The sequence below is a fragment of the Aggregatibacter segnis ATCC 33393 genome, from assembly GCF_900476035.1.
Taxonomy (GTDB): Bacteria; Pseudomonadota; Gammaproteobacteria; order Enterobacterales; family Pasteurellaceae; genus Aggregatibacter; species Aggregatibacter segnis.
The window spans coordinates 1,626,728-1,650,097 of sequence record NZ_LS483443.1; the positions used below are offsets into that span (position 1 = coordinate 1,626,728).

At 43.9% G+C, this 23,370-nt stretch carries 21 protein-coding genes, 1 tRNA gene and 2 rRNA genes; 13 read left to right on the forward strand and 11 right to left on the reverse strand.

What is annotated here, in order from left to right; all coding sequences use genetic code 11:
- The first annotated feature begins 40 nt into the window (after window positions 1-40).
- Genes rsxA through DQN58_RS07920 form a run of 8 tightly spaced genes read left to right on the forward strand, consistent with a single transcriptional unit; the run spans window position 41 to window position 7,773 of the window.
- Window positions 41-622 (forward strand): electron transport complex subunit RsxA, encoded by a 582-nt coding sequence (rsxA, locus tag DQN58_RS07885; protein ID WP_006718494.1) that lies wholly within the window; start codon window positions 41-43, stop codon window positions 620-622.
- Window positions 622-1,215 (forward strand): electron transport complex subunit RsxB, encoded by a 594-nt coding sequence (gene rsxB / locus DQN58_RS07890; RefSeq protein ID WP_006718496.1) that lies wholly within the window; start codon window positions 622-624, stop codon window positions 1,213-1,215. The genes rsxA and rsxB overlap by 1 nt, the downstream gene beginning before the upstream one ends.
- Window positions 1,216-3,321: an electron transport complex subunit RsxC gene (gene rsxC / locus DQN58_RS07895; RefSeq protein ID WP_006718499.1), complete on the forward strand. Its 2,106-nt coding sequence runs from the start codon at window positions 1,216-1,218 to the stop codon at window positions 3,319-3,321.
- 9 nt (window positions 3,322-3,330) lie between these two features.
- Window positions 3,331-4,422, forward strand: coding sequence for an electron transport complex subunit RsxD (gene rsxD / locus DQN58_RS07900; protein WP_006718501.1), 1,092 nt, complete (start codon window positions 3,331-3,333; stop codon window positions 4,420-4,422).
- A gap of 10 nt (window positions 4,423-4,432) precedes the next feature.
- Window positions 4,433-5,044, forward strand: coding sequence for an electron transport complex subunit RsxG (rsxG, locus tag DQN58_RS07905; RefSeq protein ID WP_032997895.1), 612 nt, complete (start codon window positions 4,433-4,435; stop codon window positions 5,042-5,044).
- Window positions 5,044-5,751, forward strand: a complete 708-nt coding sequence (locus DQN58_RS07910; RefSeq protein WP_006718506.1) for an electron transport complex subunit E — start codon at window positions 5,044-5,046, stop codon at window positions 5,749-5,751. The genes rsxG and DQN58_RS07910 overlap by 1 nt, the downstream gene beginning before the upstream one ends.
- Entirely contained in the window at window positions 5,751-6,386 is a 636-nt protein-coding gene (gene nth, locus DQN58_RS07915; protein ID WP_006718508.1) for an endonuclease III, read from the forward strand. Before DQN58_RS07910 ends, nth begins: the two co-directional genes overlap by 1 nt.
- A gap of 16 nt (window positions 6,387-6,402) precedes the next feature.
- Window positions 6,403-7,773, forward strand: a complete 1,371-nt coding sequence (locus tag DQN58_RS07920) for a sodium-dependent transporter (RefSeq protein ID WP_032997896.1) — start codon at window positions 6,403-6,405, stop codon at window positions 7,771-7,773.
- A gap of 57 nt (window positions 7,774-7,830) precedes the next feature.
- Here DQN58_RS07920 and DQN58_RS07925 read toward each other — a convergent pair whose 3' ends face one another.
- The 4 genes from DQN58_RS07925 to DQN58_RS07940 all read right to left on the reverse strand — a co-directional run bounded on the left by DQN58_RS07925 (window position 7,831) and on the right by DQN58_RS07940 (window position 12,331).
- The gene (locus DQN58_RS07925; RefSeq protein ID WP_032997897.1) at window positions 7,831-9,774 is read right to left on the reverse strand and encodes an ABC transporter ATP-binding protein; all 1,944 of its coding nucleotides are present in this window, start codon (window positions 9,772-9,774) and stop codon (window positions 7,831-7,833) included.
- Window positions 9,775-9,874: 100 nt separating this feature from the next.
- On the reverse strand, window positions 9,875-11,227 hold the full coding sequence (locus tag DQN58_RS07930) for an anti-phage deoxyguanosine triphosphatase (RefSeq protein ID WP_006718514.1): 1,353 nt from the start codon (window positions 11,225-11,227) through the stop codon (window positions 9,875-9,877).
- Between the two features lies 1 nt (window position 11,228).
- Complete coding sequence (locus DQN58_RS07935; RefSeq protein WP_006718516.1) at window positions 11,229-11,924, reverse strand: CidB/LrgB family autolysis modulator; 696 nt, start codon at window positions 11,922-11,924, stop codon at window positions 11,229-11,231.
- A complete protein-coding gene (locus DQN58_RS07940) occupies window positions 11,921-12,331 on the reverse strand; it encodes a CidA/LrgA family protein (protein WP_006718519.1) in 411 nt (136 codons plus the stop codon). The genes DQN58_RS07935 and DQN58_RS07940 overlap by 4 nt, the downstream gene beginning before the upstream one ends.
- A gap of 244 nt (window positions 12,332-12,575) precedes the next feature.
- On the opposite strand from DQN58_RS07940, the gene DQN58_RS07945 reads away from it, so the two are divergent.
- The 4 genes from DQN58_RS07945 to DQN58_RS07960 all read left to right on the forward strand — a co-directional run bounded on the left by DQN58_RS07945 (window position 12,576) and on the right by DQN58_RS07960 (window position 14,833).
- A tRNA-Leu gene (locus DQN58_RS07945) sits at window positions 12,576-12,661 on the forward strand.
- 113 nt (window positions 12,662-12,774) lie between these two features.
- Complete coding sequence (locus DQN58_RS07950) at window positions 12,775-13,251, forward strand: thermonuclease family protein (protein ID WP_006718521.1); 477 nt, start codon at window positions 12,775-12,777, stop codon at window positions 13,249-13,251.
- Between the two features lie 5 nt (window positions 13,252-13,256).
- On the forward strand, window positions 13,257-14,456 hold the full coding sequence (locus DQN58_RS07955; RefSeq protein WP_032997899.1) for an aminotransferase class V-fold PLP-dependent enzyme: 1,200 nt from the start codon (window positions 13,257-13,259) through the stop codon (window positions 14,454-14,456).
- Window positions 14,453-14,833, forward strand: coding sequence for a SufE family protein (locus DQN58_RS07960; RefSeq protein ID WP_006718525.1), 381 nt, complete (start codon window positions 14,453-14,455; stop codon window positions 14,831-14,833). Before DQN58_RS07955 ends, DQN58_RS07960 begins: the two co-directional genes overlap by 4 nt.
- A gap of 38 nt (window positions 14,834-14,871) precedes the next feature.
- On the opposite strand, the gene hldE is transcribed toward DQN58_RS07960, so the two are convergent.
- Window positions 14,872-16,302 carry a bifunctional D-glycero-beta-D-manno-heptose-7-phosphate kinase/D-glycero-beta-D-manno-heptose 1-phosphate adenylyltransferase HldE gene (gene hldE, locus DQN58_RS07965; RefSeq protein WP_006718527.1) on the reverse strand — a complete coding sequence of 477 codons (1,431 nt, stop codon included), beginning with the start codon at window positions 16,300-16,302 and terminating at the stop codon, window positions 14,872-14,874.
- Window positions 16,303-16,419: 117 nt separating this feature from the next.
- On the opposite strand from hldE, the gene DQN58_RS07970 reads away from it, so the two are divergent.
- The gene (locus DQN58_RS07970; RefSeq protein WP_006718529.1) at window positions 16,420-17,352 is read left to right on the forward strand and encodes a Kdo(2)-lipid IV(A) acyltransferase; all 933 of its coding nucleotides are present in this window, start codon (window positions 16,420-16,422) and stop codon (window positions 17,350-17,352) included.
- A gap of 51 nt (window positions 17,353-17,403) precedes the next feature.
- Here the strand turns inward: DQN58_RS07970 and DQN58_RS07975 are convergent, their stop codons facing one another.
- From DQN58_RS07975 to DQN58_RS08000, 6 genes are all read right to left on the reverse strand, one after another.
- Window positions 17,404-17,967 (reverse strand): TorD/DmsD family molecular chaperone, encoded by a 564-nt coding sequence (locus DQN58_RS07975; protein WP_006718531.1) that lies wholly within the window; start codon window positions 17,965-17,967, stop codon window positions 17,404-17,406.
- On the reverse strand, window positions 17,967-18,578 hold the full coding sequence (locus tag DQN58_RS07980; protein ID WP_006718533.1) for an NAD(P)H-dependent oxidoreductase: 612 nt from the start codon (window positions 18,576-18,578) through the stop codon (window positions 17,967-17,969). Before DQN58_RS07980 ends, DQN58_RS07975 begins: the two co-directional genes overlap by 1 nt.
- 8 nt (window positions 18,579-18,586) lie before the next feature.
- Window positions 18,587-19,033: an NfeD family protein gene (locus DQN58_RS07985; protein WP_006718535.1), complete on the reverse strand. Its 447-nt coding sequence runs from the start codon at window positions 19,031-19,033 to the stop codon at window positions 18,587-18,589.
- Between the two features lie 19 nt (window positions 19,034-19,052).
- Window positions 19,053-19,979, reverse strand: a complete 927-nt coding sequence (locus tag DQN58_RS07990; protein ID WP_006718537.1) for an SPFH domain-containing protein — start codon at window positions 19,977-19,979, stop codon at window positions 19,053-19,055.
- A gap of 176 nt (window positions 19,980-20,155) precedes the next feature.
- Window positions 20,156-20,271, reverse strand: a 5S ribosomal RNA gene (gene rrf, locus DQN58_RS07995).
- Between the two features lie 146 nt (window positions 20,272-20,417).
- Window positions 20,418-23,314: ribosomal RNA gene (locus DQN58_RS08000) — 23S ribosomal RNA — on the reverse strand.
- Window positions 23,315-23,370: the final 56 nt, after the last annotated feature.

Below are 23,370 nucleotides of genomic sequence, written 5' to 3' on the forward strand. Positions count from 1 at the left end.
ATGGCGATAATACACCGCTTATACGAACGAATTGAACGCTATGACACATTACATTCTACTGATCATCGGCACGGCATTGATTAATAACTTCGTGTTGGTGAAATTCCTTGGACTCTGCCCTTTTATGGGCGTCTCAAAAAAAATCGAAACCGCTATCGGCATGGGCTTGGCAACAACCTTTGTCCTGACAGTGGCGGCGCTTTGCTCCTATTTAGTGGATAATTATATTCTCGCGCCATTAAATGCGACTTTTTTACGCACACTCGTCTTTATTTTAGTGATCGCCGTGGTGGTGCAATTCACCGAAATGGTGATCAATAAAACCAGCCCAATGTTATATCGTTTATTAGGGATTTTCCTACCGCTCATTACCACCAACTGTGCTGTGCTTGGCGTGGCATTGTTAAACGTTAATCTTGCGCATAATTTAACGGAATCGGTGGCTTATGGCTTTGGTGCCTCTGCCGGTTTTGCCTTAGTTTTAGTCTTATTTGCCGCATTGCGTGAGCGTCTGGTTGCCGCTGATGTGCCGATGCCATTTCGCGGGGCGTCTATCGCCTTGATTACGGCAGGCTTAATGTCTCTCGCCTTCATGGGCTTTACCGGATTGGTGAAACTATAATGGCGACTTTCTATTATGTTCTCATTGCCATTGTTGTATTGGCGCTGATTTTCGGCGCCATTTTGGGCTTTGCGTCAGTAAAACTGAAAGTCGAAGCCGATCCTATTGTCGAAAAAATTGATGCGATTTTACCGCAAAGCCAATGCGGACAATGTGGCTATCCCGGTTGCAAACCCTACGCAGAAGCCATTGCCAATGGGGATATAATTACGAAATGTATTCCGGGCGGCAGACCAACTGTCATTAAAATTGCCGAACTCCTTGGTGTTGAACCACCGGAAACAGACGATTTAGCAGAAGATCCTACACCGAAAGTCGCCTTTATTGACGAGAATATGTGTATCGGCTGTACCAAATGTATTCAGGCTTGTCCAGTGGATGCCATTATCGGTAGCAATAAACTCATGCATACCATCATTCCTGATTTATGTACCGGTTGCGAGCTTTGTGTTGAGCCTTGCCCAACGAGCTGTATTTCCATGATTAAAGTCGAAAAAAATATTGATACTTGGGATTGGAAATTCGATCCTAATCTAGTAATTCCGATTGTTGATACCACATCGGCTGAAAAGAAAATCATTGTGGGGAAATAAATGGCGGATGTATTAACACGTTTCAACAGTGGCAAACTTTGGGAATTTGATGGTGGCATTCATCCACCGGATATGAAGTCCCAATCTAACGGCACGCCTATTCGCACGCTTCCTCTGCCCGATGATTTTTATGTCCCGCTAAAACAACACGCCGGGACAGCAGGAAACCTATTGGTAAAACCCGGTGATCGCGTACTCAAAGGACAACCACTGACACAAGGTGATGGCTGGCGCACCTTACCTATTCATGCACCAACCTCCGGTACAGTCATTGCTGTAGGCCCTTATGTCGCTGCGCACCCATCCGGATTGACAGAAACCTGCGTACATATTCAAGCAGACGGCTTGGATCAATGGCGACCACAAATGCCAATCGAGGATTTTTTCACCCAAACTCGGGAACAGCTGATTGAAAAAATTTATCAAGCAGGTATTGCCGGCTTGGGTGGCGCGGTATTCCCGACAGCCGCCAAAATTCACTCTGCTGAAAAACAGGTTAAACTGCTGATTATTAACGGCGCAGAATGTGAACCCTACATCACCTGCGATGATCGCTTAATGCGCGATTACGCCGGTGAAATCATCGAGGGCGTGCGTATTTTGCGTTATATTTTGCGCCCTGAAAAAGTCGTTATCGCCATAGAAGACAATAAACTTGAAGCCGTATCCGCCTTAGAACGTGCGTTACATGGCGCGAATGATATTGAAATCCGCGTCATTCCGACTAAATACCCTTCCGGCGCGGCAAAACAACTCATTCAAGTACTGACCGGCATGGAAGTACCAAGCGGACAACGCTCTTATAGCATTGGTGTACTCATGCAAAACGTGGGAACCGCCTTTGCCATTAAACGTGCCGTACTTGATGACGAGCCTTTAATTGAGCGCGTTGTCACCCTCACCGGCGATAAAATTCCTAATAAAGGCAATTATTGGGCACGCTTCGGTACCCCAATTTCTCATTTATTGCGCGAAACGGGCTACCAATATGACGACCGTTTCCCGGTCTTCATGGGCGGTCCAATGATGGGCGTCATTCTACCTGACTTAAATGCGCCGATGACCAAAGTGGCAAACTGCTTATTGGCACCGGATCATTTTGAATATGCGCCACCGGAACAGGAAAAAAGCTGTATCCGTTGTTCTGCCTGTTCCGACGCTTGCCCGGTAAAACTGATGCCGCAGCAACTCTATTGGTTTGCGCGAAGCGAAAATCACGAAAAATCGGAAGAATATTCTCTCAAAGACTGTATTGAATGTGGTGTGTGCGCCTATGTTTGCCCAAGCCACATTCCGCTTATTCAATATTTCCGCCAAGAAAAAGCCAAAATTTGGGAAATTAAACATAAAGCAAAATTAGCAGAAGAAGCGAAGATCCGTTTTGAACAACGCCAAGCCCGCCTAGAACGGGAAGAACAAGAGCGCAAAGCGCGTTCTCAACGAGCCGCTGCAGCACGCCGTGAAGAATTAGCACAGCAAAAAGGCGTCGATCCGGTCGCTGCTGCCTTAGAACGTTTAAAAGCGAAAAAAGCCGAGTCTGCAGAAAATGCGCAAATTGAGCAAAAAACCCTTATTGATGAAAAAGGCCATATTCAGCCTGACAATAGCGACATCATGGCACAACGCAAGGCACGCCGATTAGCTCGTCAAGCGGAAACCGTAGCATCTGCCGAATCGGCTACAGCTCAAAGTGCGGTTCCAATTTCAGATGAAAAATCAGCAGAAACGGATCCACGCAAAGCCACTATTGCGGCGGCTATCGCACGTTCTAAAGCGAAAAAAGCCGTTCAGCGAGGGGAACTCGTAACCTCTACCGAACCTGAAACAGCACAAAGTGCGGTTCAAATTTCAGATGAACATCCGGCAGAAACGGATCCGCGCAAGGCTGCGATTGCTGCCGCGCTCGCGCGTGCCAAAGCGAAAAAAGCGGCGCAGCAAGGGGAAACCGTAACCTCTGCCGAACCGGCAACAGACCAAAGTGCGGTTCAAATTTCAGATGAAAATCCAGCAGAAACGGATCCGCGCAAAGCTGCGATTGCTGCCGCACTCGCGCGTGCCAAAGCGAAAAAGGCCGCACAACAGGTACAACAAAATGAACAGGATTAAGGAATATACATGTTTAAGATGATCAGTTCACCCCACACCCATTCAGGTAAACTCACGGCGCGCGTGATGTTTTGGGTGATTCTCGCCATGATTCCGGCAATCATTTTGCAAATTTATTATTTTGGATTTGGCGTATTGATTCAATCAGCGTTAGCCATCGGACTGGCGTTATTGCTGGAATGGAGCGTCTCGCTATTACGCAAAAGACCGGCGCTGAGCGATATTTCTGATTTTAGCGTCATTTTAACCGCACTGATTCTTGCTGTGGCGATTCCGCCTTATGCGCCTTATTGGATTATTCTTATTGGCACATTTTGTGCGGTGATTTTGGGCAAGCACGTTTATGGTGGTTTGGGACAGAATCCGTTTAACCCTGCCATGGTGGGTTATGTGGTGCTGCTCGTATCGTTCCCATTACAAATGACCACTTGGATGCCGCCCATTGCGTTATTGGCGGAGCCGCCGACCTTTCATGATGCGGCATTGTTGATTTTCTCCGGACTGACTTCCGACGGTTTTAGTCTTCATCAATTAACGGCGTCCATTGACGGCATTACGCAAGCGACACCGTTAGATACCGTACGAACCTTTTATTCTTCTGCAAGTTCCTGCATAACCGATGCGATATGTTCCGAAGCGGCATTTTATGAATTGACTAACTTACCGATTTTCACGCAAAACGGTTGGGATTTTGCGCAAGGTTGGTGGCAAATTAACTTGGCCTTTTTACTAGGTGGCATCTTTTTAATACTGAAAAAGGTGATTCACTGGCAAATTCCGGTGGCGATGCTAGGAAGTTTTACGCTATTGAGCTTGCTCACCGAACTCTTCGGCAACGGTGCACACTTAACCGCACCGGCACAGTTATTCAGCGGTGCCATGATGTTCGGTGCATTTTTTATCGCCACCGATCCTGTTACCTCCTCTATTACGCCACGAGGCAAACTGGTATTTGGTGTTCTCGTGGGGAGCTTACTATATTTAATCCGTTTTTACGGCAATTACCCTGATGGTGTCGCATTCGCTATTTTACTCAGTAACATTTGTGTGCCATTAATTGACCACTACACCCGTCCGCGCGTTGCCGGCCATCGGAAATAAGGACTTCGCCATGCAAACCATTAAAGTTACTTCAAAATCCGCTATGTTGTTAGCGTTCGTGGCATTTTGTTGCACGGCAATGTCCAGTGGGGTTTATTTTTTAACTAAAGATAAAATCGCTCAAGCAATGCAAGAGCAACAACGCGCGTTGTTATTGCAAGTAATTCCACAGGATTATTTTACCAACGATTTAACACAAGATTGTTATGTTCCGAAAATCGATGCATTGCAAAATGTCGCTATTCAAAAAATCTGTACAGCCAAAAAAGACGGCAAAATCACCGCTTATGCCTTTGAAAGCGTGGCCCATGACGGTTACTCCGGTGATATTCGTATTTTAGTCGGCATGAAACCGGACGGCGAAGTGCTTGGTGTGCGAATTACAGAACATCATGAAACACCGGGGTTGGGCGATAAAATCGAAACGCGCATTTCCAATTGGATTTTGAGTTTTGATCATCAAGTCATCAGCCAAGAGAAAGCGGCAGAATGGGCGGTAAAAAAAGACGGTGGGAAATTCGATCAATTTGCCGGCGCCACAATTACGCCACGTGCCGTTGTCAACCAAGTAAAACGCGCGGCACTTGCCATGTTGGATAACTTGCCGAAAGAGAAAGAATAATGGATAAATTAAATGAGACCGTAGAAACCTCACAAGCAAATGACACTCAAAGTGCGGTTAATATTTCAGATAAAAATAACATTTGGAAAACAATCTTCATTCAAGGCATTTGGACCAACAACTCTACGGTGGTACAACTGCTTGGCTTGTGTCCATTATTGGCAGTCTCCAACTCCGTCACCAATGCTCTGGGTTTAGGTTTAGCCACTATGCTGGTGCTTACTTGTACCAACACGGTGGTATCCATTTTCCGTAAACACATTCCAAATGCAATTCGTATTCCGATTTATGTCATGATCATCGCCAGCACAGTAACGGTGGTGCAATTACTGATGAACGCTTATACTTACGAACTTTATCAATCGCTCGGCATTTTCATTCCGCTTATCGTCACCAACTGTATTGTAATCGGTCGTGCGGAGGCTTTCGCCTCTAAAAACAGCATAGCCCATTCTGCATGGGATGGTTTTTCTATGGGATTGGGCATGTTGCTTGGTTTAGTCGCCCTTGGTGCTATCCGTGAAATTATCGGCAACGGCACCCTGTTTGACGGCATTGAAAATCTGCTAGGCGATTGGGCGGCATTTATGCGAATTGAATTTTTCCATAGCGACAGTAATCTGCTACTTGCCATTCTTCCACCAGGAGCGTTTATTGGACTGGCATTGTTATTAGCCTTAAAAAACATCATAGACAGTAAAAAATAATGAATAAAGAAAAAAGAATTGAGATTCTAAAACGTCTGCGTGCCGCAAATCCGCACCCAACAACGGAACTGAATTTCAGCTCGCCCTTTGAATTATTAATTGCGGTGATTTTGTCGGCACAAGCCACCGATAAAGGGGTGAATAAAGCGACGGATAAGCTGTTTCCCGTTGCCAATACGCCACAAGCGATTTTGGCATTGGGCGTAGATGGCTTAAAGGAATACATTAAAACTATCGGCTTATTTAACAGCAAAGCAGAAAACATCATTAAAACCTGCCGTGACTTAATTGAAAAATATAACGGCGAAGTCCCGGAAGATCGCGAAGCCTTAGAAGCACTTGCGGGCGTAGGAAGAAAAACCGCGAATGTCGTTTTAAACACCGCATTCGGACACCCAACTATCGCCGTGGATACCCATATTTTTCGCGTATGTAACCGCACCGGCTTTGCTCCCGGCAAAGATGTGGTGAAAGTCGAAGAAAAATTGATTAAAGTCGTGCCCGCCGAATTTAAAGTGGACGTCCACCATTGGTTAATCTTGCACGGACGTTACACTTGCGTAGCACGTAAACCTCGCTGTGGTGCGTGCATGATTGAAGATTTATGTGAATATAAAAATAAAACAGAATATTAAAAATACAGGAAAACTTATGACAACAAAATCAGAAAGACAAACTTGGTCCAGTCGCTTAACTTATGTGCTTACCGTTGCCGGCGCAACCGTAGGCTTTGGTGCAACATGGCGCTTTCCTTATTTAGTGGGAGAACACGGCGGCGGTGCCTATGTCATGCTGTTCTGTTTAGCCATGATTTTAATTGGGATCCCGATGATTTTAGTGGAAAACGTGATTGGCCGTCGTTTACGTGTCAACTCCATTGATGCCTTCGGTGACAAAATCCACGATAAAGGTGAAGGCATTTCAAAATACTGGAAAATCATCGGCTACATGGGCTTACTCGGTGCATTCGGGATCATGGCTTATTACATGGTGCTTGGCGGCTGGGTAATTACCTATATCGTCAATCTCATCAGTGGTACTCTCGATATTTCTTCGCCGATCACCAAAGACGTAGCTAAAGATTTCTATGACTTACACATCAGTAACAGTCCGGTGGAAATCATCATGTTCACCGCACTTTTCGTATTGGTGAATTACATTATTTTGGCAAAAGGCATTATCGGTGGTATCGAGCGCTCAGTGAAATACTTAATGCCATTGCTGTTTATTTTCTTAATCGGCATGGTCATTCGCAACGTGACCTTACCGGGCGCCATGGAAGGGATTACGTTCTACCTCAAACCGGATTTCTCCAAAATCACCGCTGAATTATTTATTTTTGTATTAGGTCAAGTGTTCTTCGCTTTAAGCTTAGGTTTTGGTGTGTTAATCACCCTTTCTAGCTACTTAAATAAAGAAGAAAATTTAATCCAAACGGCGGTTATCACTGGTTTCACTAACACTATTATCGCCGTGTTAGCCGGCTTCATGATTTTTCCATCCTTGTTCACTTTCGGTATTGAACCAAACGCAGGCCCAACCTTAGTGTTCCAAAGCTTGCCGATTGTGTTCTCCCATTTATGGGCGGGTAAATTCTTTGCGATTATCTTCTTTGGCTTATTGCTTATCGCTGCGTTGACCACATCAATCACCATTTACGAAGTGATTATTACAGCCCTGCAAGAAAAACTCAGAATGCGTCGTAGCAAAGCCATTATCTTAACCCTCGGCGGGATTTTCCTTTTAGGTAACGTGCCGGCAATTCTCGGCGACAATCTGTGGAAAGACGTGACCTTCTTCGGTAAAAGCATTTTCGATGCCTTCGATTTCGTCAGCGGCAATATTCTGTTTATGTTAACCGCACTTGGTTGCGCGCTTTTCGTTGGTTTCGTCTTAAAAGATGAAGCGAAAAAAGAGCTGTCACCAACCCCAAATTCTACGTTTACCAACATTTGGTTTAACTATGTGAAATTTGTCGTGCCGTTTATTATTTTGGTAATTTTTATTAGTAATCTGATTTAACAAAAAAAGTGCGGTGAATTTTCACCGCACTTTTTTATTTCATCCCAAGCAATTTAGCTATTTCCCTTCCGCCACAGTTTTCTTTTCTTCCAATTCTTCCCAACGCATAAATGCCGTTTCCAGTTTGGCTTCGGCATCTGCCAACGCTTTCAGTTTGGCATCCGTCACATCGTGAGATTGTTGGAAGAAATTCGGGTCACCGATTTCGGTTTGAAGTGCGGTGATTTTTTCTTCTAAATCTTCCAACAGTTGAGGAAGTTGTTCCAGTTCACGCTGTTCTTTGTAAGAAAGTTTGACGGTTTTTGGTTTATTGGAAACCGGTTTATTTTCCACCGCACTTTCTTCTTTTTTCGGCTCAATTTTTTTCTGTTTTACAGCATCCTGTTCGGCTCTTTGAGCAAAATAATTGGCTTGTTGCTGTTTGGCATCGAAGAAGCCACCAACGTATTTGTTCAACACACCGTTACCTTCAAAGATGTAACATTCCGTGGCGGTGTTATCGATAAATTGACGGTCATGGCTGACGATGAGCAATGTGCCTTGGTAATCGGTGAGGATTTCTTCCAAAAGCTCTAACGTTTCTACGTCCAAGTCATTGGTCGGCTCATCAAGAATCAATAAATTATTCGGTTTTAATAATAATTTTGCCAATAACAAGCGATTACGTTCACCACCAGAAAGGGCTTTTACCGGCGTCATGGCGCGTTTTGGTGGGAACAAGAAATCTTGCAAATAGCCCAACACATGGCGTTTGATGCCATTGACTTCCACGTCCTGCTTACCATCGGCAACGTTATCCATCAGGGATTTTTCCGGATCAAGATCGGCACGATATTGATCAAAATAGGCAATGTCTAATTTGGTTCCGCAGCGAATGGAGCCGTTTGTCGGTTGAATTTCACCGAGCAGCAATTTGATAAAGGTGGTTTTACCACACCCGTTCGGGCCGACTAAAGCGATTTTGTCGCCGCGTAAAATGGTGGTGCTAAAATCTTTAAGTAATTGTTTGCCGTCAATGTCGTAACTAACGTTTTCCATTTCAAACACGATTTTGCCGGAGCGGCTGGACGTATCTAATTGCAATTTTGCGGTACCCATCACGTCACGACGTTGGCGTCGTTCTTCGCGCATGGCTTTTAACGCGCGCACGCGTCCTTCATTACGGGTGCGACGGGCTTTAATGCCTTGACGAATCCAGACCTCTTCTTGCGCTAAGCGTTTATCAAACAGCTCATTTTGCAAGGCTTCTACCCGCAAATTTTCTTCTTTCGCGGTAAGGTATAAATCGTAGTTGCCGGGGTAAGACACCAATTTGCCACGATCTAAATCCACAATGCGAGTCGCCATTTTGCGAATGAAAGAACGGTCGTGAGAAATAAACACAATGCTCCCGCCAAATTCCATCAAGAAATTTTCCAACCATTCGATGGCATCCACATCCAAGTGGTTAGTCGGTTCATCTAACAACAACACATCCGGGTTACACACCAAGGCGCGCGCCAAAGCGGCTTTGCGCAACCAACCACCGGATAAATCAGCAAGCTTAGTATTCGGATTTAATTCAAGTTTTTGTAACACTTCATTGATTTTATTTTCAAACTGCCAACCATTAGCATGTTCCAATTTCGCTTGAATTTGGGCAAGTTGGTTTAACGTCTGCTCGCTGTAATGCTGCTCTAGCTGCACGGAAATATGATGGTATTCCTTCAATAAATCCGCCAAATGCTCAATGCCTTCCGCTACATAATCAAACACATTGCCTTCTGCATGGCGCGGCGGATCCTGCTCTAAACGGGACACGACCAAGTCTTTTTCATACTGCACTTTGCCGTCATCCATAATGACATCACCGGCAATAATTTTAAGCAACGTAGATTTGCCTGCGCCATTGCGGCCGACTAAACAGACGCGTTCGTTAGGTTCGATATGTAACTCCGCATGATCCAATAAAGGGGCGTCGCTGAAAGAAAGATATCCGTTGGTTAAGCTGATAAGTGCCACAAAAAATCCTTTAAAAATAAAAAAATAGTCATGAAATGACTTATGCTTCGACAAGCTCAGCAAGCGTCATTTCATATTAATGATAAATAACGACCGCACTTTAAAGTTGCTGATACACCTTCAATGCGTACGCATCTGACATGCCGGCAATGTAATCGCAAATCACGCGTTTTTTACCGTTTTCTTCTGCATTCCGCCAGCGGTTGGCGGTGTTAGTTGGGAGTAATCGTTGCGGATCCGAATCAAAAATTTGGAACAGCTCCGTCAAAATACGCTGACCTTTGTATTCTACACGTTGAGTTTCCACGTTATTAATCACGTATTTCTGGACAAAATTTTTGAATACTTTCAATACACCCACCACTTCCGACGGTAATTCGGCGTTATAACGCAACAGCGGATCGCTAAACTCAGGTTGAATTTTCCAACGCACATTAGTGATGAAATAATTCACTAACGCACCGATAGCGTTTTTACGTAAGTAATGTTGATCGGAAAACAGTTTTGTACTGATATCGTCAATATGTTGTCGCATCCAATCTGATTGACAGTCTTTCAATGCATTCAAGGCCTCTTGCCATTGCTGCACATTGACGACGCCTACCACAATGGCATCCTCTAAATCATGTACGCCGTAAGCGATGTCATCCGCTAGCTCCATAATGCTACAGTCGAGGGATTTAAAACGAGTCTTTAAAATCTCTTGCGGATTTGACCGCTCTTTTTGGAGTGAACCGAATAACGCACGATCACTTTCAGAAAGCGGCTTGAGCAACCAGTTAAACATGTCAAGATCGTCACGGAATAATCCTTTCCCCGGTCGCCAGTCAGCGATTTTGACATAACGAGGATCGCTATACTGGGTTTCGGCTAATTGATCATATTGCGCGGAAGAGACATCCAAAATGGTCGGGTATTTCACAATGCCAAGAAGGGTACGACGGGTTAAATTCATGCCGGCATTAGGCGTGTAAGGTTCAAGCTTGGTGAGCAACCGAAAAGTCTGTGCATTTCCCTCAAAACCGCCATTATTGCGCATCATATAATTGAGTGCGACCTCGCCACCATGCCCAAAAGGCGGATGACCGATGTCGTGCGCAAAACACAAACTTTCGATTAAATCATTGGTGGGCAACAAAGGACTAAGTTGTTTTTGTAACTCGTTTTTATCCTGAGACAGTTGTTGTGCCAAAGTAGCAAAGGCTTCAGCAAATTTGAGTTGTGCCACAAGGCTGCTGCCGATTTGTGCCACTTCCAAAGAATGGGTTAAGCGAGTGCGGTAGAAATCATTTTCGCCCACCGCATGAATTTGTGTTTTTGCCTGTAAACAACGAAAAGCGGCAGAATGGAGAATACGTCCGCGATCACGACGAAACGGCGGACGGTGGTCTTTTTCCCGTGGTTTATCGTCAATAAAACGTTGCTGCCAACGGGGATTAATTTGATTTTTCATGCTATACCAATGCGTAGATCAATTTGAAGACAAAAGGTGCCAAAACTGAGCTAATGATACCGCACAATACTAAAGAAATGGAACTGTAACTCCCTGCTTTTGCATTATTTTCCATGCAACTGACCGTGCCTAACGCATGAGAAACAGCCCCAACGGATAAGCCGATCGCTTCTTGATTTTTTAAGCCGATTTTTTTTAAGAGTAAATAGCCGAAAATGGAGCCTTGCAAACCGGCAACGACGACTCCAACAGCTGCTACCGAAGGAATCCCGCCCAAATTTTCAGAGACTGCCATGGCAATCGGTGTAGTAATAGATTTCGGTAAAATAGTCGCCACAATATCCGGTTTCGCCCCCAGAAGTAATGCCAATACGGCGCCACTAAACATGGCTAGGAGAGATGCGGACACAGTGGTAATTAAAATAATCTGCCAGTGACGGCTGATTTGTCGAAGTTGCTCATATAACGGCACTGCTAATGCCACAATACTGACGCCCAATAAATTATTGAGCGGCGCATTGCCGGCCATATAGGTGTCATAAGGCAGATGAAATGCCAGCAAGACAGCCACTAACATTAGCACGGTTAACACAAAGCTATTTAATACCACCGATTTCCAACGTTGATTGATTTTCACCGCCAAAACAAAAGCAAGAATTGTCAATAATGTGTAAGCATAAACAAGATAAGACATCATTCCTCCTTCGCCCGTTTTTTCATGATTTTATGTTTGAGGTGTGTAAAGGATTTGAGGGAAAACAGATAGTCGGACAGTAAACCGATCACAACCAAGGTCACGCAAGTACTGACCATATTCGGCACTAATAATTCTTTCATTTGATCCATGAGCAAGCCGGAATATTTGACGATTCCCACACTGACCGGCACAAATAATAACGCCATATAACGAATTAAAAGACGGGAGGAAAACATCACCCATTCCACTTTGACGATACGTAACACCAAACAGGTAAACAGCAGCAATAATCCCCAAATACTCGATGGAATACCAATAGGTACGTAATGGGCGACTAAACCGCCAAGATAGAGCATAAGATAAAGAATGAGCAACGATCTTGCTAATTCAAACGCTTTCCGATACATAAACAAACTCAACTTTTTTTTAAACTTTAAAATAATTTTACTCCTATTTAGTTAGTAGGGGAATTTATTATTCAAAACGGGGAGTAAAGCCTGAAAAAGAAAAAAGTGCGGTGAAGATTTCACAGATAAAAAATCATCAAATGTGTTGAATTTTATACAGTTAAATAAAATTACAAAGTTTTTACTTGCAACTGAAATACAATCCCTTATAATACCGCTCGTTTTTACGAGACTTATCAGTGTTGCCTGGGTGGCGAAATTGGTAGACGCAGCGGATTCAAAATCCGCCGTTGAATAAACGTGTCGGTTCGAGTCCGACCCTAGGCACCAATGATAAGTTTCTGAAGAATAAAAGCTGCGGTAAAACGCAGCTTTTTTTGTAACTAAATCTTCCCTTCCGCTTAAAATTTACCGAGAAAAACGACCGCACTTTTAATGCGCTAATGATTATGCCACAAGGATTTTTCTGCATTCTACTGTTGCTACTCTCTTTTACACTTCAGGCAAAAACGCTCACCTGTCGTGTTGTAGGCATCACTGATGGCGACACCTTTAGCTGCCTAACCACAAATAACCAACAGATAAAAGTACGTTTAGCCGAAATTGACGCCCCTGAGCATAACCAACCTTTCGGTAAAAAATCTCGTCAACGACTTGCTTCACTCATTCACCAACGACATGTCAAACTGGCGGTTACAGGAGAAGATCGTTATCACCGCACGTTAGCCACGGTATATAATTCCCAAGGGCAAAATGTCAATTTAATCATGGTGCAACAAGGCATGGCCTGGGCATATAAACAATATGCGATGACCCCCATTTATGCCCAAGCCGAACAAATTGCCCGCAATAAACACCTTGGTCTTTGGCAGGATCGTTCTCCAATTGAACCGCACTTATGGCGTCATTCCAAAAGGTAAATTACATGAATTTTGACCCCATGACATTTCGTCAATATTTTCCTTATTTCACGCATAACGATGCGGTGGTGTATTTAGATAATGCCGCAACGACATTAAAACCACAATGTCTCATTGATGCCACGGTGGATTTTTACCAGTCCGCCGGTTCGGTGCATCGTAGTCAATATGATGAAAAACAGACCGCACTTTACGAGCAAGCTCGTACTCGTGTAAAACACCTCATTAATGCGGAAGATGAACAAGCGGTCATTTGGACATCAGGCACTACTCAAGGGATTAATACCGTTGCAAATGGCTTATTGCCACATCTAAAGACTGGCGATGAAATCATTATTAGTGAAGCGGATCATCACGCCAATTTCGTTACTTGGCATCAAATTGCCGAAAAAAGCGGGGCAAAACTTCATGTATTACCGATTGATGATAGTTGGTTAATTAACACCGAAACCTTGCTAAAACAATTAAATCCAAACACTAAACTGGTGGCGTTAAATTTTGCATCGAATGTCACCGGCACCCAACAACCTGTCATACAACTGATTCAGCATATTCGAGACAAGAGTTCTGCCTTCATTTTGTTAGATGCAGCGCAAGCAATTAGCCACGTTAAAATTGACTTAGCCGAATTGGATGTGGATTTTATTGCTTTTTCCGCCCATAAAATTTACGGGCCAACCGGACTTGGCGTGTTAAGCGGAAAATTATCCTCACTCAATTTGCTACAACCGCTACAATATGGCGGTAAAATGATCAGCAAAGTCAGCAAAGAGCAAATTACGTTTTCAGGATTGCCTTACCGTTTAGAAGCCGGTACACCCAATATTGCCGCCGTCATTGGTTTTAATGCAGTGTTAGCATGGCTAAGCCAATGGGATATTGCAGAAATGGAATCCTCCGCAGTACATTTAGCGGAAATCACTCGCCGACGCTTAAGCCATTATGAAAAATGTAAACTCTTTAATTCGCCACAACCAAGCTCGGTGGTCAGTTTCGTTTTTGAAGACATTAACGCTTCTGATTTAGCCACCTTACTCGCAGAACAACAGATTGCACTACGCGTTGGAGAACATTGTGCCCAGCCTTATTTGGCACGCTTAGGACAAACGGCTACGTTGCGTTTATCTTTTGCTCCATACAATGTAGCCTCAGAGGTCGAAACCTTCTTTAACGCATTAGATAAAAGTTTAGAATTATTAAGATGAATATTGAACAACAATTAGCTGAAACAAAACATTGGGAAGAACGCTATCGCTTGATTATTCAAGCTGGAAAAAATCTTCCTGAGCCAAATGAAGAAGAATTGGCAACGATGCACGGCATTCCGGGCTGTGAAGTGCAAGTCTGGTTTAAATTCACGGAAAAAACAGACCGCACTTTTCACTTTCAAGCCTACAGTGAAGCGCGGATTATGAACGGTTTATTATGGATTTTGTTACAGCGCATTGAAAATCAAACGCCTGAAGCTTTGCGCCAATTTGATCTAACCGCTTATTTCAATGCATTAGGCATTGCTCAACGGTTAAGTTCTACTCGATTAAATGGCTTGAAGCATATTGAAGAAATTTTGCATAACTTATAAATAAAAAAAGCGCGAATAAACCGCGCTTTTTGTTTGTGTTATTTTTCCAAATGCTTAATTTTCTTGATCACGTTCGATGTGGAAAAGCCATTCTCAAAATTCAGTACTTTCACATCGCCACCGTTTGCCCAGACTTCTTTACTACCGGCAATGTCTTCCGGTTTATAGTCGCCGCCTTTCACCAATAAATCAGGCAAGACTTCACCAATTAAACGTTGCGGCGTATCTTCATCAAAGGCAACCAGCCAATCCACAGAAGAAAGACCGGCAAGCACCGCCATTCTCGAGGCTAAATGATTAATCGGTCGTTCTTCCCCTTTTAAGCGTTTTACCGATTCATCCGTATTCACAGCAACAATTAAACGATCACCTAACTTACGGGCATTTTCTAAATAAGACACATGACCCGGATGCAAAATATCAAAACACCCGTTTGTCATCACAATTTTCTCGCCACGCTCTTTTGCCAATTTAACCGCTTGTTTCAATTCAGCTTCGGTCATCACACCAAAACCGGTTGTAGTTCGCCCATGAATCGCATTTTCCAACTCGACGGTTGAAACGGTTGATGTGCCCAATTTACCCACCACAATACCGGCGGCCACATTGGATAAATAACAGGCCTCTTCAAAACTACGGCCATCCGCTAACGCGATTGCAAGCACACTGATCACCGTATCGCCCGCCCCTGTCACATCAAAGACTTCTTTTGCCTCTGTCGGCAAATGAAATACCGGTTGATTTGGACGCAATAAGGTCATGCCTTTTTCAGAACGTGTCACCAAAAGTGCAGTGAGATTGATGTCTGAAATGAGTTTCAGCCCCTTGTCGATAATCTCTTGTTCGGAATGACATTTCCCCACGACCGCTTCAAATTCCGACATATTCGGCGTTAGCAAGGTTGCACCGCGATAACGTTCAAAATCAGTCCCTTTCGGATCGATCAATACCGGCACATTGGCATTGCGCGCAATTTGAATCATTTTTTGTACATCATTTAAGGTGCCTTTGCCGTAATCCGAAAGCACTAAAGCACCGTAATTTTTGACCGCACTTTCTAATTTTTGTAATAAATTTTCGCTTGTCACATTTTGAAAGCCTTCTTCAAAATCAAGACGTAAAAGCTGTTGATGACGGGATAAAATACGTAACTTGGTAATCGTTGGATGGGTAGATAATTGAACAAAGTTACAATCGATTTTTTGTTGTTGTAATAATGCCGTCAATGCTGCACCCGCCTCATCCTGACCGGTCAAACCAAGTAACTGTACCGGCACATTTAATGACGCAATGTTCATCGCCACGTTTGCTGCACCGCCCGCACGCTCTTCATTTTTCTGAACGCGTACCACCGGCACCGGCGCTTCCGGCGAAATTCGATTGGTCGTACCAAACCAATAGCGATCCAACATCACATCGCCTAATACCAAAACTTTTGCCTGATTAAATTGTGCAGAATATTGACCCATTTGATTTTCTCTTAACTTATTGAAATAAAAAATTTTGCTAATATTACCACAGGGGAAATGCTATTTCCTAAAAATTCCGTTAAACTAAAAACCAATTGAAGTCATCCTGTAATCCTTATGGCAAAATCAGTTCTTCCGACATTTAAAATTGAATTTCTCCATCCAAAACACTGGGGCTTTTGGCTCGCACTCGGTATTTTCCGCTTAATTCTACTTCTGCCTTACCCTATTTTATGCAAAATTGGCAATGGATTAGGTTGGCTGTTTGCTAAAACCGGTGTGGGCAAGCGACGCGCTAAGATCGCGAAGCGCAATCTGGAACTTTGCTTTCCTGACTGGTCTGAACAACAAATTCATCAGATTTTACACGCCAACTTACGCGCTACCGGAATGGCGATTATTGAAACCGGTATGGCGTGGTTTTGGTCTGATCGTCGTATAAAAAAATGGTCAAAAATTGAAGGGCTTGAGTATTTAAAAGATAATCTGGCAGACGGCATTATTTTCGTTGGCGTACATTTCTTAACGCTGGAATTGGGCGCTCGCATTGTTGGCATTCATCAATCGGGGATTGGGGTTTATCGCCCTAACGACAATCCATTATTTGATTGGCTTCAAACACAAGGGAGATTACGCTCCAATAAAGCGATGCTGGATCGTAAAGATCTCCGTGGCATGATTAAGGCGATACGAAATGGGGATATTATTTGGTATGCACCGGACCACGACTATGGTCGAAAAAATGCCGTTTTCGTGCCGTTCTTTGCGGTTCCTCACACTGCAACAACAACCGGCAGTTATTACTTATTAAAGTCTTCTCCAAACAGTAAAGTGATTCCTTTCGCGCCGCTTAGAAACGCAGATAATTCCGGCTATACGGTCACCATCTCTCCGCCGGTTGATTTTTCTGATCTACGTGATGAAGCTGAAATTGCGGCAAGAATGAACCAAGTGATTGAAACAGAAATTATGAAAGGCGTTGAACAGTATATGTGGCTCCATCGCCGCTTTAAGACACAACCGAATGAAGACAATCATTTATATAAATGACTAGATACAAAAAAGGTGAGCCGCAAGCTCACCTTTATTTTAAATGATTTTTTATAATGCTTCCGAATCTAACTCATCAGCCATCGCAGAGAGAATTTCACGCGTTAAATAAGCCAAAGAACGATAAAACGGCAGTGTAGCCTGTGTTTCAACTTTCACTAAAAACTTAGCTGCACAAGGCAGCAAAAAACGTTCAAATAACTCCTGTTGGGCACTTAAAGAATCCGCATTATCTTCCAACCAAGATGCGGTTAACAATAACATAGCGAAATGATCGATATTCTCAGCTTCAGGCAAACCACGAACTTGGCGAAAATCATGAAACTCTTCAACAGAAATGTCATACGCAGAAATTTCTGTTGCAACATTTCCGGATTCACCAAAAAGCTTTTGGTATTCTTTATCTAACAAGGTTAAATCAATTGTCATTTGTAATGAATCTAACGCCTTTTGGCTGTCATTATCTTCGTTTAATGCCCAAACTTGAGATAAATTACCTTGATTTAGCCAAGCAAATACACCGGATAAAATAGGATCTGTCGGCTGGCGATAAAATAAATTACCAAATAATCGACTAATCAAAGAAAAGTTATTTAATTGTAGGTTCTCTTGCATTATGCCTTATCCTCTTTCGCTAAAAGTGCGGTCAGATTTTCTTGCGTTTTTTGTGTCGCACGATTCAAAATATTCAAATAACCTGATTCATTTAATAAATGTATATCGCCAAAAATATCATGCTGAATATCCGTAATACCGCAGAAATTAAATAAACCATCAACCAAACAGGTTTGCAAAGCTTTATCAAAATTCAGACTTTGGTAACGCTCAAGATTATTTCCCATGGTGATAAAATGTTGCATTTTTTTATCGCTCAATAAACCTACCGAACAACCATTTTCAGTTTGATAGGCAAAGCCATAACTCAACACCCGATCCAAATAGCCTTTCAAAATTGCCGGAAATCCCATCCACCAAAGAGGATAGACCAACGTAATCAAATCAGCGGCTTTTATCAGATTTTGTTCAAATTTCACTTCTTCCGGTACAATGCCAGCTTGACAAGCACCTAATTCATCCCAAGACAAAATGGGATTAAAATTTAATGTGTAAAGATCTCGTACAATCGTTTCGACATTCATTTCATGAGATGCCTGAACAATACGTTCTACTAAAGCTCGATTAAAACTTTGTTGGTTAGGGTGAGCAAAAATAATTAAATGCTTCATTAACGTCCTTAAATCTTATTAACTTTTAATGTAATGCTATCCACAGCCGTTACTTCAACAATGTCATTCACCGCTAAATCACGTCCTTGTATTCGCCAAGTAGTATCGCCAAAAGCGCCTCTACCAATACCATTTTGACCAATTTCCAAAACTTTACCCTGCGCCCCTATCATTGCATGATCCCGTTGGTTAAGAACACTTTTTGATTGATCGATTTGATCTTTACCATGTTGATAACGCCACCAGATAATACTGAAAATACTGGCAATAACGGCGTACATTACCGCAAGAAAAGAAAGAGGTAGCGTAGGAATCAATTTTGTCATGCCTGCGATTACAATGGCAGATAATCCCCACCATAAAAGAAAAACACCCGGCACTAAAATTTCAGCAATAAGCAAGACAAAACCAAGAATAAGCCAATGCCAAACACCCCAGTCTGTTAACCATTCCATACCAACCTCTACTTTATGATTAATTTGTTTTTTTATCGGATTTTAATAACTCAGAAATTCCTGCAATTGAACCGATTAAATTACCCGCTTCTAAAGGCATTAAAACAACCTTACTGTTATCCGAACCACCAATTTCTTTCAATGCTTCAGTATATTTTTGTGCGATAAAGTAATTAATCGCTTTCGTATCACCATGAGCAATTGCGTCAGATACCATTTGCGTTGCTTTCGCTTCCGCTTCAGCTGCACGTTCACGGGCTTCAGCCTGTAAGAATGCCTCTTGTCTTTCCCCTTCGGCTTTCAGAATGCGCGATTGTTTTTCCCCTTCTGCTCGTAAAATCTCAGCTTGACGCACCCCTTCTGCTTCCAAAATATCTGCACGTTTATTACGTTCAGCTTTCATTTGAGCATTCATAGCAGCAATCAATTCATGTGGGGGACGAACATCGCGAATTTCAATACGGGTGACCTTAATTCCCCAAGGATTTGTCGCTTCATCCACAATAGACAGCAATCGGCTATTAATTGAATCACGTTGAGACAACATTTCATCCAATTCCATTGAACCTAATACAGTTCGAATATTTGTCATAGTAAGGTTGATGATAGCTTGCTCTAAATGATTTACTTCATAAGCAGCATTACGTGCGTCAATAACTTGAACGAAACATACCGCATCAATAGCTACGTTGGCGTTATCTTTTGAAATAACTTCTTGTGATGGAATATCTAAAACCTGTTCCATCATATTAATTTTACGACCTACACGATCAACGAATGGAACAACAAAATTTAAACCAGGCATTAAAGTACGGGTATAACGACCAAAACGTTCAATAGTCCAGTTATAGCCTTGCGGGACAATCTTAAGCGTAGAATAAAGCACCACACCAACAAGCACGACAAAAATAATAGCGGCGATTGGTAATCCATCTAAAAAATACATAATTTTCTCCTTAAAACATCAACAGTTACCCTTTAAAGAATAACAATTAGCACAAAATTTGTATATAACAATTCAGGTATGTTCTATTGTCTGCAGTTATACTAGCTTCTTTCTATTTTCCAATGCACCCCCAAAGCAAAAACCCCCGATGCTCTCACATCAGGGGTTCCTATCAGGCTTGGCGGTGACCTACTCTCACATGGGGATGCCCCACACTACCATCGGCATTACGGCGTTTCACTTCTGAGTTCGGTATGGAGTCAGGTGGGCCCACCGCACTATCGCCGCCAATATTCTTTATGATTTCTCTCTTATCTTATTCACGTCTTCTTAATCTAAAAACAAGCCTTCTCTCAACTCTCTCTTTGCGTCTTTCTCTTAACTGCTACTCTACTTCGCTCCATGCTCCAGGTCTCCCCAAAAACACTTGAGCGTTGTATGGCTAAGCCTCTCGGGCAATTAGTATGCGTTAGCTCAATGTATCACTACACTTACACACCGCACCTATCTACGTCTTAGTCTTAAACAACCCTTACTGTCTTAAAGACAGGGAGAACTCATCTCTTGGCAAGTTTCGTGCTTAGATGCTTTCAGCACTTATCTCTTCCGCATGTAGCTACCCAGCAATGCCTCTGGCGAGACAACTGGAACACCAGTGATGCGTCCACTCCGGTCCTCTCGTACTAGGAGCAGCCCCAATCAATTCTCCAACGCCCACGGCAGATAGGGACCGAACTGTCTCACGACGTTCTAAACCCAGCTCGCGTACCACTTTAAATGGCGAACAGCCATACCCTTGGGACCTACTTCAGCCCCAGGATGTGATGAGCCGACATCGAGGTGCCAAACACCGCCGTCGATATGAACTCTTGGGCGGTATCAGCCTGTTATCCCCGGAGTACCTTTTATCCGTTGAGCGATGGCCCTTCCATGCAGAACCACCGGATCACTATGACCTACTTTCGTACCTGCTCGACTTGTCTGTCTCGCAGTTAAGCTTGCTTATACCATTGCACTAACCTCACGATGTCCGACCGTGATTAGCAAACCTTCGTGCTCCTCCGTTACTCTTTGGGAGGAGACCGCCCCAGTCAAACTACCCACCAGACACTGTCCGAGACCGCGTTTCGCAATCTTCGTTAGAACATCAAACGTTAAAGGGTGGTATTTCAAGGACGACTCCATAATCACTGGCGTGACTACTTCAAAGTCTCCCACCTATCCTACACATCAAAATTCAATGTTCAGTGTCAAGCTATAGTAAAGGTTCACGGGGTCTTTCCGTCTAGCCGCGGGTACACCGCATCTTCACGGCGATTTCAATTTCACTGAGTCTCGGGTGGAGACAGCCTGGCCATCATTATGCCATTCGTGCAGGTCGGAACTTACCCGACAAGGAATTTCGCTACCTTAGGACCGTTATAGTTACGGCCGCCGTTTACTGGGGCTTCGATCAGGAGCTTCTCTTTCGATTACACCATCAATTAACCTTCCAGCACCGGGCAGGCATCACACCCTATACGTCCACTTTCGTGTTTGCAGAGTGCTGTGTTTTTAATAAACAGTTGCAGCCAGCTGGTATCTTCGACCGGTTCAACCTTCGCCCGCAAGGGACTACAATCTACGCCGGCGCACCTTCTCCCGAAGTTACGGTGCTATTTTGCCTAGTTCCTTCACCCGAGTTCTCTCAAGCGCCTGAGTATTCTCTACCTGACCACCTGTGTCGGTTTTCAGTACGGTTTAGATAAACCTGAAGCTTAGTGGCTTTTCCTGGAAGTGTGGTATCAGTTACTTCAGCTCCGTAGAGCCTCGTCATCATCTCTCAGTGTTAAGGAAGTCCGGATTTGCCTAAACTTCCCACCTACAAACTTAAACGTGCATATCCAACAGCACGCTAACCTAACCTGCTCCGTCCCCACATCGCAGTTTATCCAAGTACGGGAATATTAACCCGTTTCCCATCGACTACGCTTTTCAGCCTCGCCTTAGGGGCCGACTCACCCTGCCCCGATTAACGTTGGACAGGAACCCTTGGTCTTCCGGCGAACGGGTTTTTCACCCGTTTTATCGTTACTTATGTCAGCATTCGCACTTGTGATACGTCAAGCCCACCTCTCGATGAACCTTCATCCGCTTACACAACGCTCCCCTACCCAACAGACTTACGTCTGATGCCGCAGCTTCGGTGCTATATTTGAGCCCCGTTACATCTTCCGCGCAGGCCGACTCGACTAGTGAGCTATTACGCTTTCTTTAAATGATGGCTGCTTCTAAGCCAACATCCTAGCTGTCTAAGCCTTCCCACTTCGTTTCCCACTTAATATAGACTTTGGGACCTTAGCTGGCGGTCTGGGTTGTTTCCCTCTCCACGACGGACGTTAGCACCCGCCGTGTGTCTCCTGAGTATCACTCTTCGGTATTCGTAGTTTGCATCGGGTTGGTAAGCCGGGATGGCCCCCTAGCCGAAACAGTGCTCTACCCCCGAAGGTGTCCGCTCAAGGCTCTACCTAAATAGATTTCGGGGAGAACCAGCTATCTCCCGGTTTGATTGGCCTTTCACCCCCAGCCACAAGTCATCCGCTAATTTTTCAACATTAGTCGGTTCGGTCCTCCAGTTAGTGTTACCCAACCTTCAACCTGCCCATGGCTAGATCACCGGGTTTCGGGTCTATACCTTGCAACTATTCGCCCAGTTAAGACTCGGTTTCCCTTCGGCTCCCCTATTCGGTTAACCTCGCTACAAAATATAAGTCGCTGACCCATTATACAAAAGGTACGCAGTCACCCTTGCGGGCTCCCACTGCTTGTACGTACAAGGTTTCAGGTTCTATTTCACTCCCCTCACCGGGGTTCTTTTCGCCTTTCCTTCACAGTACTGGTTCACTATCGGTCAATCAGGAGTATTTAGCCTTGGAGGATGGTCCCCCCATCTTCAAACAGGATATCACGTGTCCCGCCCTACTTGTCGTTAGCTCAGTACCACAAAAGTATTTTCGAGTACGGGATTATCACCCTCTACGATTTGGCTTCCCAGCCAATTCCTCTAATACTTCCGCTATCACTAACAGGCTCCTTCGCTTTCGCTCGCCGCTACTCACAAAATCTCGGTTGATTTCTTTTCCTCGGGGTACTTAGATGTTTCAGTTCTCCCGGTTCGCCTCATTATCCTATGGATTCAGATAATGATAGTGGGTTCTTCACCCACTGGGTTTCCCCATTCGGACATCTTGGATTAAACGCCTCTTATCGACTCATCCAAGCTTTTCGCAGATTAGCACGTCCTTCTTCGCCTCTGATTGCCAAGGCATCCACCTTGTACGCTTTGTCACTTAACCATACAACCTCAAGTATTCTTACCTTATTATTTAAATAACATTAAACAATAAGCCTC

Coding starts and splice junctions, on each gene's coding strand:
- DQN58_RS07920 (WP_032997896.1), top strand. CDS start 6,403: ATGACAACAAAATCAGAAAGACAAACTTGGTCCAGTCGCTTAACTTAT.
- rsxA (WP_006718494.1), top strand. CDS start 41: ATGACACATTACATTCTACTGATCATCGGCACGGCATTGATTAATAAC.
- DQN58_RS07935 (WP_006718516.1), bottom strand. CDS start 11,924: ATGATGTCTTATCTTGTTTATGCTTACACATTATTGACAATTCTTGCT.
- DQN58_RS07970 (WP_006718529.1), top strand. CDS start 16,420: ATGGCAAAATCAGTTCTTCCGACATTTAAAATTGAATTTCTCCATCCA.
- DQN58_RS07960 (WP_006718525.1), top strand. CDS start 14,453: ATGAATATTGAACAACAATTAGCTGAAACAAAACATTGGGAAGAACGC.
- rsxG (WP_032997895.1), top strand. CDS start 4,433: ATGCAAACCATTAAAGTTACTTCAAAATCCGCTATGTTGTTAGCGTTC.
- rsxB (WP_006718496.1), top strand. CDS start 622: ATGGCGACTTTCTATTATGTTCTCATTGCCATTGTTGTATTGGCGCTG.
- hldE (WP_006718527.1), bottom strand. CDS start 16,302: ATGGGTCAATATTCTGCACAATTTAATCAGGCAAAAGTTTTGGTATTA.
- DQN58_RS07950 (WP_006718521.1), top strand. CDS start 12,775: ATGATTATGCCACAAGGATTTTTCTGCATTCTACTGTTGCTACTCTCT.
- DQN58_RS07990 (WP_006718537.1), bottom strand. CDS start 19,979: ATGTATTTTTTAGATGGATTACCAATCGCCGCTATTATTTTTGTCGTG.
- DQN58_RS07955 (WP_032997899.1), top strand. CDS start 13,257: ATGAATTTTGACCCCATGACATTTCGTCAATATTTTCCTTATTTCACG.
- nth (WP_006718508.1), top strand. CDS start 5,751: ATGAATAAAGAAAAAAGAATTGAGATTCTAAAACGTCTGCGTGCCGCA.
- rsxD (WP_006718501.1), top strand. CDS start 3,331: ATGTTTAAGATGATCAGTTCACCCCACACCCATTCAGGTAAACTCACG.
- DQN58_RS07940 (WP_006718519.1), bottom strand. CDS start 12,331: ATGTATCGGAAAGCGTTTGAATTAGCAAGATCGTTGCTCATTCTTTAT.
- DQN58_RS07930 (WP_006718514.1), bottom strand. CDS start 11,227: ATGAAAAATCAAATTAATCCCCGTTGGCAGCAACGTTTTATTGACGAT.
- DQN58_RS07910 (WP_006718506.1), top strand. CDS start 5,044: ATGGATAAATTAAATGAGACCGTAGAAACCTCACAAGCAAATGACACT.
- DQN58_RS07980 (WP_006718533.1), bottom strand. CDS start 18,578: ATGAAGCATTTAATTATTTTTGCTCACCCTAACCAACAAAGTTTTAAT.
- DQN58_RS07985 (WP_006718535.1), bottom strand. CDS start 19,033: ATGGAATGGTTAACAGACTGGGGTGTTTGGCATTGGCTTATTCTTGGT.
- rsxC (WP_006718499.1), top strand. CDS start 1,216: ATGGCGGATGTATTAACACGTTTCAACAGTGGCAAACTTTGGGAATTT.
- DQN58_RS07975 (WP_006718531.1), bottom strand. CDS start 17,967: ATGCAAGAGAACCTACAATTAAATAACTTTTCTTTGATTAGTCGATTA.